At 63.4% G+C, this 12,925-nt stretch carries 14 protein-coding genes and 1 tRNA gene; 9 read left to right on the forward strand and 6 right to left on the reverse strand.

Features of this window, described 5'->3' with window-relative positions:
* Positions 1 to 12 precede the first annotated feature (12 nt).
* A complete protein-coding gene (locus M673_RS10700) occupies positions 13 to 1,875 on the reverse strand; it encodes an extracellular solute-binding protein (RefSeq protein ID WP_082639339.1) in 1,863 nt (620 codons plus the stop codon).
* 188 nt (positions 1,876 to 2,063) lie between these two features.
* Between M673_RS10700 and M673_RS10705 the strand changes: the two genes are divergently transcribed.
* Positions 2,064 to 2,687, forward strand: a complete 624-nt coding sequence (locus tag M673_RS10705) for an invasion associated locus B family protein (RefSeq protein ID WP_061976057.1) — start codon at positions 2,064 to 2,066, stop codon at positions 2,685 to 2,687.
* A gap of 86 nt (positions 2,688 to 2,773) precedes the next feature.
* Here the strand turns inward: M673_RS10705 and hspQ are convergent, their stop codons facing one another.
* Positions 2,774 to 3,112, reverse strand: a complete 339-nt coding sequence (gene hspQ / locus M673_RS10710; RefSeq protein ID WP_061976058.1) for a heat shock protein HspQ — start codon at positions 3,110 to 3,112, stop codon at positions 2,774 to 2,776.
* Positions 3,113 to 3,178: 66 nt separating this feature from the next.
* Positions 3,179 to 4,396 (reverse strand): UbiH/UbiF family hydroxylase, encoded by a 1,218-nt coding sequence (locus M673_RS10715; RefSeq protein WP_148640025.1) that lies wholly within the window; start codon positions 4,394 to 4,396, stop codon positions 3,179 to 3,181.
* A gap of 146 nt (positions 4,397 to 4,542) precedes the next feature.
* Between M673_RS10715 and pcsA the strand changes: the two genes are divergently transcribed.
* From pcsA to M673_RS10745, 6 genes are all read left to right on the forward strand, one after another.
* Positions 4,543 to 5,283: a phosphatidylcholine synthase gene (pcsA, locus tag M673_RS10720; RefSeq protein WP_244493149.1), complete on the forward strand. Its 741-nt coding sequence runs from the start codon at positions 4,543 to 4,545 to the stop codon at positions 5,281 to 5,283.
* Positions 5,280 to 6,254 (forward strand): quinone oxidoreductase family protein, encoded by a 975-nt coding sequence (locus M673_RS10725; RefSeq protein ID WP_061976060.1) that lies wholly within the window; start codon positions 5,280 to 5,282, stop codon positions 6,252 to 6,254. Before pcsA ends, M673_RS10725 begins: the two co-directional genes overlap by 4 nt.
* Before the next feature lie 28 nt (positions 6,255 to 6,282).
* Positions 6,283 to 7,533: an acyltransferase family protein gene (locus M673_RS10730; RefSeq protein WP_148640026.1), complete on the forward strand. Its 1,251-nt coding sequence runs from the start codon at positions 6,283 to 6,285 to the stop codon at positions 7,531 to 7,533.
* A gap of 13 nt (positions 7,534 to 7,546) precedes the next feature.
* Positions 7,547 to 7,636 (forward strand) — tRNA-Ser (locus M673_RS10735).
* A 277-nt stretch (positions 7,637 to 7,913) separates the two neighbouring features.
* Entirely contained in the window at positions 7,914 to 8,615 is a 702-nt protein-coding gene (locus M673_RS10740; protein ID WP_148640027.1) for a Crp/Fnr family transcriptional regulator, read from the forward strand.
* A gap of 122 nt (positions 8,616 to 8,737) precedes the next feature.
* Positions 8,738 to 9,130, forward strand: a complete 393-nt coding sequence (locus tag M673_RS10745; protein WP_061976063.1) for a MerR family transcriptional regulator — start codon at positions 8,738 to 8,740, stop codon at positions 9,128 to 9,130.
* Between the two features lie 30 nt (positions 9,131 to 9,160).
* On the opposite strand, the gene M673_RS10750 is transcribed toward M673_RS10745, so the two are convergent.
* On the reverse strand, positions 9,161 to 10,120 hold the full coding sequence (locus M673_RS10750; RefSeq protein WP_061977790.1) for a DUF1624 domain-containing protein: 960 nt from the start codon (positions 10,118 to 10,120) through the stop codon (positions 9,161 to 9,163).
* A 99-nt stretch (positions 10,121 to 10,219) separates the two neighbouring features.
* On the opposite strand from M673_RS10750, the gene M673_RS10755 reads away from it, so the two are divergent.
* Both M673_RS10755 and M673_RS10760 read left to right on the forward strand, forming a co-directional pair.
* Positions 10,220 to 11,050: an aldo/keto reductase gene (locus tag M673_RS10755; protein ID WP_061976064.1), complete on the forward strand. Its 831-nt coding sequence runs from the start codon at positions 10,220 to 10,222 to the stop codon at positions 11,048 to 11,050.
* A 90-nt stretch (positions 11,051 to 11,140) separates the two neighbouring features.
* Positions 11,141 to 11,959, forward strand: coding sequence for a YdcF family protein (locus tag M673_RS10760; RefSeq protein ID WP_061976065.1), 819 nt, complete (start codon positions 11,141 to 11,143; stop codon positions 11,957 to 11,959).
* Here the strand turns inward: M673_RS10760 and M673_RS10765 are convergent.
* Positions 11,929 to 12,192, reverse strand: coding sequence for a DUF3253 domain-containing protein (locus M673_RS10765; RefSeq protein ID WP_061976066.1), 264 nt, complete (start codon positions 12,190 to 12,192; stop codon positions 11,929 to 11,931). The two genes, M673_RS10760 and M673_RS10765, sit on opposite strands and share 31 nt — an antisense overlap.
* Positions 12,189 to 12,905, reverse strand: coding sequence for a DUF599 domain-containing protein (locus tag M673_RS10770; RefSeq protein ID WP_061976067.1), 717 nt, complete (start codon positions 12,903 to 12,905; stop codon positions 12,189 to 12,191). Before M673_RS10770 ends, M673_RS10765 begins: the two co-directional genes overlap by 4 nt.
* Positions 12,906 to 12,925 lie beyond the last annotated feature (20 nt).

Consider the following 12,925-nt stretch of genomic DNA (forward strand, 5'->3'; position numbering starts at 1 on the left):
GCCTTCTCCATCTCACTCGCTTTTGGGGTCGCGCCAAAAGGCCGGCAGATAGAAGCCGGTCAGCGGCGTCACCTCGGGGTGCTGGATGAAACGCCAGCGCGCCAGCCATTGCTCGCCGATGAAATAGAGCGGCACGACATAGTGGCCGCTGATGAGAAGGCGGTCATAGGCTCGCACGGCCGAGACGAAATCCTCGCGAGAGCGCGCCGTCACCATGGCCTGGATCATGGCATCGACGGCCGGGCTGGCGACGCCAGCATAGTTGAACGAGCCCGGCCGGTCGCGCGCTGCCGATCCCCAGCGGTTCACCTGCTCGGCGCCCGGCGACAGCGTGCCGGAAAAGGCCGAGACGATGACGTCGTAGTCGAAGCTCTGCTTGCGCTTCTGATACTGCGCGTCGTCCACCTGCCGCACATCGGCCTGAACGCCGATCCGCCCCAGCGTGCGGGAATAGGCGAGGGCGATCTTCTGCTGGTCGCTGTACTGCACCAGGATCTCGAAGCGCAGAGGCGCGCCTTCGGGGCCGACCATCTGGCCGTTCTCGAACCGGTAGCCGTCGGCCTGAAGCAGATCGACGGCCTCTCGCAACAGCCCGCGGTCGCTTCCCGAGCCGTCGCTGACGGGCTGACGGTCCTCGCCCTTCAGCGCCTTCGGAGTCACGTCAGCCTGATAGGGGGCGAGCAGCTTCAGCTCGGTCTCGTCCGCAAGGTGTCCGATGCTCGACAGGTCGGAATTGTCGAAGAAGCTGTTGAGGCGCTTGTAGGACCCATAGAAGAGATTGGCGTTTACCCATTCGAAGTCGAACAGCAGCGACAGCGCCTCCCGGACCTTGGGGTCCGTGAAGGGCGCGCGGCGCGTGTTGAAGAAGAAGGCGTTCAGATTGGCCGGGCGCCCCGTCTCAAACACTTCCTTGATGACGCGCCCATCCCGCACGGCCGGAAAGTCGTAAGCCGTCTGCCAGTGGCGCGGATTGGGCTGCTGATAGACGTAGACGTAGGACAGACCCTTCTTGAAGGCCTCGAACTGGGCATTCTGGTCGCGGTAATATTCGACCGTGATCTCGTCGTAATTGTCCAGCCCGCGCTTGGTCGGCAGGTCCTTGGCCCAATAGTCGGGATTGCGGCGATAGGTGATGCGCTGTCCGGGTTCGACTCGATCGACGAGATAGGGGCCGGAGCCGACAAGAGGCTTCAGCGTCGTCTGGGCGATCGTGTCGGCATTGAAATCGCCGGCGGGCAGGACGGGGAGACCGGCGAGAAGCAGTGGCAACTCGCGATCGGCCTTCTCGTTAAAGGTGAAGCGGACGCCGTGCTCGCCGCGCTTCTCGACCGAGGCCACCTTGGCGAGCCAGGCGGAATATTGCGGGCGAACTGAGCCTTGCGTACGCAGAAGCTCGACCGTCGCCAGCACATCCTCAGGCCGGATCGGGCGGCCGTCGGAAAAGCGGGCGGCGGGGTCGAGCTGGAACTCGACGAAGGTTCGGTCCGGGTCCGTCTCGACGCTCTTGGCGATCAGCCCGTAAAAGGTAAACGGCTCGTCGGCCGAGCGCTGCATCAGGGGCTCGAAGACGAGATTGCCGAATTCCGGGTCGGCGAAGATGCCGCGAGCTGTGGTCAGCGCGCCGCGCACGCTGACGGGGTTGAGATTGTCGAAATCGCCGAACACGCCATAAACCATGCGCCCGCCCTTGGGGGCCTCAGGGTCGGCATACGGGAAATGGTCGAACCCTGCGGGCAGCTTCGGCTCGCCCTGCATGGCGATCCCATGCATCGACTCCGCCAGCGCCGACGCGTTTCCCGAGGCCAGAGTCGCCAGCGAGACCAGGGCCGGAAGAGCGAGGCGGCGCAAGATTCGAGCAAGGCTTCGGGTCGGCATTCGGCTGGAAACTCCGTGGCATTTCGCGGCGGAAACTATCGGTTTTGCAGCGCCTTGCCTACACCTCGCAGCCCCGCCGCCAGCTTTGGGCAGGTCTTCAAACGGCCTCATTTGCAGAAGACCGCAGAGGCGTCTATTGCAGTCCGCGACCCGGATCGAGGCTCACGCCAAAGAAGGAAGAACAGACGGTGAGAACCCATACCAAGAACATTCAGCAGGCGTTGGCGTTGGCTGGTCTGGCCGCAGTCGCCGGACTGGCTCTGCCGGTCGCGAGCGCATCCGCGCAGCAAGTCCCGGCGGAGTGGTTCAAGGTCTGCTCGCCGCAGGGCGAAAACAACATCTGCAACACCCAGTACACGATGATCGCCGACACGCGGCAGCTCATCACCGCCGTGAACCTCATCAACGTGACCGGCAAGGTGAACCAGAAGGTCCTGCAGGCCGTCGTCCCGACCGGCCGCGTGGTCCCGGCCGGCGTGCAGATGCAGATCGACGAGAACAAGCCGCAGACCCTGAACTACTCCGTCTGCTTCCCCGACCGCTGCATCGCCGAGGCCGAGCTTTCCGACGCGCTCGTCGCGTCGATGAAGAAGGGCAAAGTCCTGAAGGTCACGTCCGTGAACTTCCAGCGTCAGCCGAACCCGATCTCCGTCTCGCTCTCGGGCTTCACGCAGGCTTATGACGGCCCGGCCCGCGCCCAGCCCGAACTCGCCCAGCGCCAGCAGGAACTCGACAAGGCCCTGCAGGGTCAGGCCGAGGCTCGCCGCCAGCGCTTCGAGGACGCGCAGAACAAGGCCAAGGCCACGCAGTAAAGTGGCCCCAGCCTTTTCAAATGCCAACGGCGGCCTGAAGGGCCGCCGTTTTGCTGTCTAGATTGGAATGGATGCGGTGAGACCGCTCAGTTCCGATGCTGGCCTTTCAGGCGATAGACGCCATCGAAGGGCCCGTCGAACATCTCGCCAACCTGCGGGTGGCGCACGGCCTGACCGGATTCGTCGGGCACGAGGTTTTGCTCGGAGACATAGGCGACATACTCGCTCTCCGCATTCTCGGCGAAGAGGTGATAGAACGGCTGGTCCTTACGCGGTCGGACCTCTGCCGGAATGGACTGATACCATTCCTCGGTGTTGTCGAACTCGGGATCGACATCGTAGATCACGCCCCGGAACGGAAAAATCCGGTGCCGAACGATCTGTCCGATAAAGAAGCGGGCGGTCTGCGTTGAACTGACGGTCATCGATCGCGGTCTAACTCCGGCCCTCGCGCTTCGCAAGCGGCGAGCCATTTCACCCAAAATCAAAGCTTAAATCGAGGCACGCCGGGGGCCGCGTGGTCCGAAAGGCAGGCGCACGCGCATCGAGGAGCCAGGTTCGACGCCCTCGCGCATCAGGCTGCGACGCAGAACCGGGAGGTGCGACAGTAGCCCGACGCCCAGCGTGCGAAGGACCTGCACGGGAAGGAGGCCCGACAGGAGCGAGCGGTTCAGGAGATCGACGGCCGCGGTTCGCGTCGCCACATCGGCCCCGCGCGCCTTCTCGTAGGCCGCGATCATGGCAACACCGCCGAGATCGTCGCGGTGCCGCCCGGCCACCTCGACCAACTCTGCCACGTCCCGCAGACCGAGATTGAGCCCCTGCGCTCCGATGGGCGGGAAGACGTGGGCAGCCTCGCCGACCAGAACGCTGCGCTCGGCCCCGAACCGTGTCGCCGTCGCGCCGGATAGGGGAAAGCTCTGAACGTCCTCTTCCACCTCAACCGCGCCGAGAATGGAATGCATCCTTTCCTCGACCATGCGCGAGAGCGCCTCCGGCCGCGCCGCCAGGATCAGTTCGGCGGTTTCCGGCCGTTCGACCCAGACGAGGGACGAACGCCGACCGGGCAGGGGAACCTGCGTAAAGGGGCCGGTGCGCGTGTGGAACTCGGTCGAGACACCATCATGATCACGCTGGTGGCGGAAGTTCAGAACGATGGCGCTCTGCGGGTAGGACCAGCTGCGCATGGCGATGCCCGCCGCTTCCCGCACGCGGGACTTTCGTCCATCGGCCCCGACCGCGAGGCTCGCGCGGATAACCTCTCCCGACGCGAGCGTCAGCACTGCATGGTCTTCCCCTGTCTCGATCGAGGCGAGCGGCGAAGGCAGAATCGTCAGCCGATCGGCCAGTCGATCCGCCGCCTCGCGCAGGATCGACATGAGATCGGCGTTCAGGATGTTGATGCCGAATGCGTCGCGATCGATCTCGCTGGCATGGAACTCGACATTCGGCGCGCGAAAAAGCCGCATCGTGTCGTCCACGATCCGCATGACGCGCAGCGGCTCGCCGGCCTTTTCGATCTCGTCCAGAAGACCGCAACCGGCCAGGAAATCGAGCGAGGACCCGATCAGCGCGGTGGAACGCTTGTCGACCGGGGCCGGGGGGGCGATCAGAACCGTGTCGAAACCAGCCTTCGCCAGACCGATGGCGGCACTGGTTCCGGCCAGCCCGCCGCCGATCACGGCGACCTCACGTCGGATTGTGGGCATCGATTCCTCGTCTTTCCGATGGTCTCGCACGCAAAGCACTGTATCTCTTTTCAGTGTTTAAACGAGATACGGCCTCGCGGACGGATGACAATCCTATGTCGCGTGCGTTAGGCAGCGGAAATGAAATTCGAGGCTTGGCGAACGACGTGACATCGAGTTTTCGGCAATGGCGCGCGTTTTCCGTTCATCTCCTGACGGCGAGCGGCGCATTCTGGGCGTTTCTCTCCATCATCGCGGCGGCGGAGCAGAACTGGGTCCACATGTTCGCCTGGCTGGGGCTTGCCCTGTTCGTCGACGGGATCGACGGGCCGATCGCAAGACGCGTCGATATCAAGCAGGTGCTGCCGAACTGGTCGGGCGACATGCTCGACGCGATCATCGACTATTCCACCTATGTGCTGATTCCAGCCTTCGGCCTTTATCAGTCCGGCATTATCGGCCGGCCCTGGTCCTTCGTGGCGGCCGCGCTGATCGTGGTGACGAGCGCGGTCTACTACGCCGACATGCGCATGAAGACGAAGGACAACCACTTCCGTGGCTTTCCCGTCACTTGGAACATGGTGGTCTTCACCTTCTTCGTGGTGCAGCCGGACGATTGGACGGCCTTCGCCTTCGTCTTGTTCTGTTCGATCGCGACCTTTCTTCCGATCAAGTTTCTCCATCCCGTTCGGGTCGTGCGCTTCCGCAGCTTCAACCTCGCGGTCTTCGCAGTCTGGTCGGTGCTCGGCCTCGTCGCGATCGGCTATGCGTTCGAATCCCCGTTCTGGGTGCGCAGTGGCGTCCTCGTGACCGGCCTCTACCTTTTCTCCGTCGGCGGCGTCCTTCAGATCGTCGACAAGCTGACGGGGAGGCGGGAGACGCCTGCCGAAGGAAAGGACGTGCCATGACCCATGCGATCGTCGTCGACCGGATCGGTGGTCCAGACGTTCTCCAGTGGCGCCCCGTGGAGCGGCGCGCGCTCGAGCCCGGTGAAATTCGCGTTCGGCAGGAAGCGATCGGCCTGAACTTCATCGACGTTTACTTCCGAAACGGCACCTACAAGGCGCCGCAGATGCCCTTTGTGCCCGGCAAGGAAGGCGCGGGCGTCGTGATCGAACTGGGGCCTGAGGTCGCCGACCTTCGGTTGGGCGACAGGGTGACATATTGCGGCGTCGACGGCGCCTATGCCGAAGAAATTATCCTGCCCAGCGCCCAGGCGCTGGCGCTGCCGGACGAGATTGATTGCCGGACGGCCGCGGCCATGATGCTGAAGGGCATGACGGCGGAGTATCTGCTTCGCCGCACCTTCGAGGTCGGCCCCGGCCATACCGTTCTCATCCACGCGGCAGCCGGTGGCGTCGGCCTCATCGCTGGCCAGTGGGCCAAGCATCTCGGCGCCCGTGTCATCGGCACGGCTGGATCGCCGGAGAAATGCGCCCTGGCGCTGGACCATGGCTACGATCATGTCATCGACTACCGCAAAGAAGATTTCGTCGCCGTTGTGAGCGAGCTCACGGGCGGCGCCAAGTGCGACGTGGTCTACGACTCGGTCGGGAAGGACACTTTCCCGAGCAGTCTCGACTGCCTGAAGCGTCGCGGACTGTTCGTGAGCTTCGGCCAGTCTTCGGGCAAGATCGAAGGCTTCGACATCGGAATCCTGAACCAGAAGGGTTCGCTCTACCTGACGAGGCCGAACCTCAACGGATATACCGCGACACGGGCGGAGTTGCAGGCGAGCGCGCAAGCGCTGTTCGAAGTCGTGCGCAGCGGCGCGGTGAAGATCCGCATCAATCAGACCTTCCCACTGGCCGAGGCCGCCAAGGCGCACGAGACGCTCGAAGCGCGCGGAACGACCGGGGCATCCATTCTGACCGTTTAGACGGCGGACCAGAGAGAAGCCGAGCCTCGTGCACCAATCCAAGCCAGACGCGGCGGGACAGTCGGTTCTCCCGACCTCGCAAGACCCGCGCTTCCGCAACAGAAACCTGCAATGGATGCGCGCGATCGCCGCGCTCTTCGTGCTGCTCTACCACGCCAGTGTCTATCTCGATCAGATCACCGGCGAGAGCGCGTTCCTCCGCGTGTTCGACGGTCGCTTCGGCCTGATCGGGGTCGCGATTTTCTTTGCGATCTCCGGTTATCTGATGGCCGAGATCCTGCCGAAGGTCGATCCCTGGCGCTTTCTCCTGCATCGGGTCGTGCGGATCTACCCGATCTTCCTGATCGTCCTCCTGTCGTTGCTGCTGGTGCGGCGCCGGCTCGACGAAGTGGACCTTTGGGCCGTAACGCTCGTGCCAGTGGGCGAGGGGCGGATTTACTATCTCGGCGTGGAATGGACGCTTCTGTTCGAGACGACGTTCTACGTCTTCCTGTTCATCTGCAGCCTTCTCGGCCTTCGCCATAGGCTTCACTGGATCGCCGGGCTTTGGCTCGTGGTGATCACTGTTGGAACCTTCGCCTATAGCAGCGTCCAGTCGGTGCTGACGCCGCGAATCGAGCTCTTGCCGATCATGTCCGTCAATGCCGCCTTCGCGGCCGGTCTGTTGATCCCGCGCCTGCGGGCGAGCGGTCTGTTTCAGCCCGCTCTCGCCACGTTGGCGGTCGGCATTCTTTTCCTGTCCGGTGTCTTCTCGTTCGGGGTCGATCGCTTGGTGGCCTCGGCCGCCGCGATCCTGCTCGTGGGGCTCGTCGTCTCGAATCGACAGCAGGGCACTGGACGGCCCGGCATTGTCTCCCGCATTGCGGACCGATACGGCGACTGGAGCTACGCGCTCTACCTCTGTCACGCGCCGCTCGTGGTGGCGATCTACCTCAAGCATCCGCCCTTGCCGGGCTGGGGCCTGTGGTGTCTGGCCGTGGTCGTGCCGCTTCTCGTAGCCATTCCCTACGGCATCCTCGATCTCGCGCTCTACCGTGTTCTGAAAGCGTGGGTGGATCGCAGCAGCAAAACCACCGCAGCGCTCCTCGCGAGCCTCTACACCGCGTTTTTCATCGCTGTCGCGGCGACCGCCTCGCTGGTCGGCACGGGTCCGACCCCTCAGCTCAATCGCCAGCCCATCGCCAAGCCCGTTCCGCCGCCGGCCGAAACCGCCGTCCCCACCCTGGTTCCCGACCCCGTCGCTCCGCAGACGCTTGCGCCAAGCCCGAGCGTCCCTTAAAGACGCCGACCATGGATGGGTGGCCGAGTGGTTTAAGGCAGCGGTCTTGAAAACCGCCGTGCGGGGAACCGTACCGTGAGTTCGAATCTCACCCCATCCGCCATCGATCTTCTTCGCACCTCTACGCACCGCTTACGTCATTGCATCTTGGCCGTCGGCGAGTTGTTACCTCCTGCCGAACATGCGAGAAGCAGGACGTTCCAACTTAACTTCCATCATCGGGTACTGGTTCTCGATCTACAACCAACGCACGAGTATCACCTGATCGCGCGAGATGAATTGTCTCGACACTCAAGCAAGTTTCGGCCATCCTTGCGCCGGTCCAAAATAAGGTGACGGTTTTGAGCGCGGTTTCGGACAAGCAGGAAGAAGCTCAGGACATGTTGACCCGCCGACTGCGCGCGATCGGACGGCTTAGCGCGCAGGACGAGATGATGATCTCGACGCTTCGCTGGGACGTCGTCGATATCCCGCCGCGAACCGACTTCATCAACGAGGGCGACATTCAAAACCGATGCTGTCTTCTGATGGAGGGAGTCGTCGTCCGGTCGAACTTCACACGCTCTGGCGAACGCCAAATCCAGTCCGTCCATATTCCCGGCGACATGCCGGACCTGCAGAGCCTGCATCTGCAGCGAATGGACCATTACATCGGCTCGGTTTCGCACTGCCGCGTGGGTTTCGTGACCCATGAAAGCATGTTGCGCGTTCTCGACGGATCTCCCAAACTCACGGCGACCTTCTGGCGCGAGACGCTGATCGACGCTTCTCTCTACCGCGCCATTATCGTACGCAACGCGCGGCTCGGTTCGACCGAACGTCTCGCTCATTTCATCTGCGAGATGTGGTGCCGCTTCCATGCCGTGGGGCTCACCGATCGCACGGGTTTCGCCTTTACGATGACGCAGGAGATGGTGGGGCAGGTGCTCGGCCTCAGCATCGTCAGCGTCAACCGCTCCATGCAGATCCTTCGGTCCGAAGGATTGATGGTCTGGGATCGAGGGCGAATCGATGTGCTGAATTGGTCGCAACTGGCCGATCTCGCGCAGTTCGACCCCAGCTTCCTGCATTTGAACGACTAGCATGGAAAGCGTTCAAGTCCGATGACGCGGATCTTCGCTCGCGCGTCGCTTGGGGATACGGGCCGACGGATTGACTTGCCTCCGTTGCCGGGTCACACAAAACGTCCATTCGGACAATCTTGATGCGCGATTACTACACGATCACGGAGCTGACCCGCGAGTTCGACATCTCGACGCGGACTATACGCTTCTACGAAGACGAAGGGCTGATCTCGCCCATCCGGCGAGGGAGAACCCGGCTTTTCCGCCATTCGGATCGTCATCTCTTGCGCATGATTCTCCGTGGCAAACGCCTGGGGTTCTCGATCGCCGAAATCCGAGAGATCATGGGCATGTACCGCACGCCGCCGGGCGAAGCCGGGCAGCTTCGAGCGATCGTGCGGCGCGTCAGCGAGAAGCGGGGCGAGCTCGAGCAGAAGCGTCGGGACATCGAAGATCTGCTGGCTGAACTGGATCAAGCCGAGGAAGCGTGTCTCACCCGCATGGCGGAACTCGGGATTTCGCCGACGAGCTAAGCGGTAGGCCGCTCCTTTCGCTGCGCGCTCTCACGGAGAGGCGGGCAGGGCGAAGGAGCAAGCGTTGACGGTCTCGCCCACCTTTTGCCGCTCGTCTTCCGTCAGCTGACCGCGAAGCAGTCGATCGAGCAGCTTGTCCGACTCCAGCCGTGTCTGGACGCAACCGCAGTAACTCTGGCAGAAGGCCGCGTCCCGATCCTTCTCGCAGGTCTGCCGGCAGCTGGCCTGAAACGCCTCGGTCTGATCAGGCGGCGCCAGGAACGCCACGAGCGCGACGATCCCGATCGAGACCGGCTGGTGAACGAGATAGAACAGGAGCGAGTGCTTCCCAAGGGTCGAGAGGGGCCAGAGAGCGCGCAAGGGAGCGTTGAGCCGCGAGAGCACTGGCCATTGGTTGAAGCGGCCGATCGCCTGCGCGATAGCGATTCCGAACAGAATGGCGCCGAACCAGGGGAACAGCGGAACGAAGTCGTTGGATAGAGGGGGGTGCTCGGAGAAGCCGATCCAGGCCAGCCAGCGGCTGTCGGTCAGGGGCGTCGTGAAGCTGAACGATATCGCGACCAGCGCTACGGCTAGCAGGCCGGTGAGCCAGAAGGGCAGGCGCAAAAACGGGAGGCCCAACAAGCTTCCAACCGCGATCAGATGCAGGATGCCGAAGAAGACGAAACCCTGCGGCGTGAAGAGATAGGTCGCGAGCGAAATTGCGGCCGCGCCGGCGGCGATCTGCAACAAGCGCTTACGGAAAGACGCCCAGCGCACGCCGCGACCATGCGCCAGCACGAGGCTGACCCCGACCAAGATCAGAAAGCTCGAAGCGATAATGCGCGCAAAAAGCTTCCATCCGCCGACCTGCGCGAAGCCCGGCGCGAGATAGCCGAAGAATTCGAGATCCCAGGTGAAATGATAAACCAGCATGGCAAGGAGCGCGCAGCCTCGCGCGATGTCGAGGAGGTCGATCCGCTCCCCACGGATTTTCTCGGGTGCCGTCATCATGCGTCCACTGGTTCGATCCCGGATTCGCCTATCTCAAATGCGGAAGGAAGGCGAACGGAACTTCTCTCGCCTTCGACCCCATTCGAGGACCATGGCATGAAGATCATCGAGGCATCCGGCGCGCGCATTCCCGCCCTCGGCTTCGGCACCTACAAGCTGACCGGCGAAACCTGCATCCGCATGGTGGGAGAGGCGATCGAGGCGGGCTATCGCCATATCGATACGGCCCGAATGTATGGCAACGAACGGGAAGTCGGCGAGGGTGTTCGCGCCAGCGGCATCGCGCGGGATGATCTCTTCGTGACCACGAAGGTCTGGTACGAGGACATCGGCGCCGATCGGCTCGTCGCCACAGCCGAAGCGGCGGTGGAGGCGCTCGGCATCGGCGCGGTTGACCTGCTTCTGATCCATTGGCCGAATGCGGGCATTCCGTTGGAAGACTCGATTTCGGCGCTCAACGCGGCGAAGGAGCAGGGGCTGACCCGGCATATCGGCGTCGCGAACTTTCCGAGCACGCTTCTCGACGACGCGGCCGCCATGAGCACGGCGCCGCTCGTCTGCAATCAGGTCGAGTATCATCCGCTCTTGTCGCAGGAGGCGATTCTCGGCTCTTGCGAGCGCAACGACATGGCTCTCATCGCCTATTCGCCGATCGGGCAAGGCGGCGAGCTGCTCCAGCATCCGACGGTGATGGGAATCGCGCAGCGCCTGAGCCGCACGCCCGCCCAGGTGATCCTGCGCTGGGAGATCGAGCAGCCCCGCGTCGGCGCCATTCCGCGCACCTCCAATCCCGACCGCCTGCGGGAAAATTTCGACGTCTTCTCGTTCGAACTTTCTGAGACGGATCGAACTGCGCTCAACGACATGACGCGGCAGCGCAAGCGTCTGGTCGACCCGGCCTTCGCGCCGGCGTGGGACCGGATTTGACAGAGCCACGCTTGGGCTGACATCGAAAGCGGGGCGGCCCGAACGGCCGATCCCCATGCCATCTCGCGATAATAGGATATCAGCCGACCGATGTTTTTCGCCCTTTCGAAACTCGGCTGGTATCTGGTCCAGCCCCTCGTCGGCATTCTGCTGATCTCCGCCGTCGGCTTTCTCTGCCTCTTGCTGAAATTGCCTCGGACAGGCCTTGGTCTCCTCGGCTTCGCCTTCCTGGTGCTGGCGATCATCAGCCTCTCGCCGCTAGGGCTTCTGATGCTGGCGCCGCTGGAGAACCGCTTTCCGAAGCCCCTGCTGCCGGAGCGCGTCGCCGGCATCGTGGTTCTCGGAGGCTCGTTCGACACGCGCGTCGCCCGCACGCGCGGCGAACCGGAATTGAACGACGCGGCAGACCGCATCACCACCGCGCTCGCTCTTTCGCGGCAGTTTCCGGAGGCGAAGATCGTCTTCAGCGGCGGCGCGGCCGCCATGTTCGAGGACGACGTGACGGAGTCTTCCGTCGCGCAGCGCCTGTTCGGCGACCTCGGCCTCGCGCCTGAAAGGCTCGTTCTTGAGGATCGCTCACGCAACACGGTCGAGAATGCGCGCTTTTCCAAAGAACTCGCCGATCCGCAAAGCGGCGACACTTGGCTTCTCGTAACCTCGGCCGCGCATATGCCCCGTGCGGTCGGGTGCTTTCGCACGGCCGGATTCGACGTGATTCCTTATCCCACGGACTATCAGACGCCTGCCGGTGACGCGATCTACCGGCCCTCGACCGCGACGGTGCGCAATCTGGAGAAGGTCCACTTCGCGATCCGCGAGTATCTGGGGCTTCTCGCCTATCGCCTGACGGGCAAGACCGACGCGCTGCTGCCGGCGCCTCAGCCTTCGTCCGGGAGCGCCAGCCTGTAGATTCCTTTGAAGTCGTGCGGGTTCACCGCGCGGCCCTTGCGTAGAATGCGGACCTCGCCGGCATCCGCCAGGGCTACCGCAACGGCGCGGATCGGCGTCATCATCAGCCGCCAGACCTTTTCGTCGGAGCCGGCGATCTGGCGCGCGATCTCGGACGGGCAGACCGTCTTGCCCAAGCCCCGCTCCGTGATGGCCGCGAGGATGGTTGTTCTGATCTCGTCTTGGCCGGTCAAGATGCGTCGTCCTCTCTCGTTGTCGCCAGGCAGTCGTTCGCGTCGGAATAGAACTGCCGTCTGGCCAGAATGAGGATGACGGTCAAGGTCGTCGCGATCAGGACCCAGGGACTGATGAACCAGCCGAGATAGGCCATGGCGAAGAAGATCGCCCGGAGCCCGGAATTGAAGTGCCGGGCCGCGATCTGGTTCATCCTGAGAGCGCGCCGAACGGCCAGTTCCGCCGCCTCCGGATCGGCTTCCGCTTCGCGTGCCATGGGCACGGCTCCGATCAGGATCGTGCAGTAGTTGAAGAGACGGTAGGCCCAGCCGAACTTGAAGAAGGCGAAGACGAAGATCGTCACGAGACCGAGGAGCTTCGACTCCAGCAGCGCGCGGTCGAACGTGCCTTGCAGCGGCAGGTCGGTCACGACGGTCGCGATATGGTCGGCCGATCCCATCAGGGCGAAACAGCCGCCGATCGCGAAGATGCAGGCGGAGGCGAAGAAGCCGGTGCCTTGCTGAAGGCCCGTCATGATGGCAGTGTCGATCATGCGCAGGTCGCGCCGCAGCATGGTGTACATCCACGCTTCGCGCTGCATGTTCATGCGCCGGCTCAAGCCGCGCCGGGACAGGGCGCTGCCGTCCACCGCATAAGCATAAATCGTCCAGCCGAGGCTGAAGGTCAGAAGGGCGACGAGGTTTGCGGGATCGAGTATCTGCTGAAGCGGCATGGACGGCGGAGCCTCTTCGC

The sequence above is a fragment of the Aureimonas sp. AU20 genome (genome assembly GCF_001442755.1).
In the GTDB taxonomy this organism is placed as follows: Bacteria; Pseudomonadota; Alphaproteobacteria; order Rhizobiales; family Rhizobiaceae; genus Aureimonas.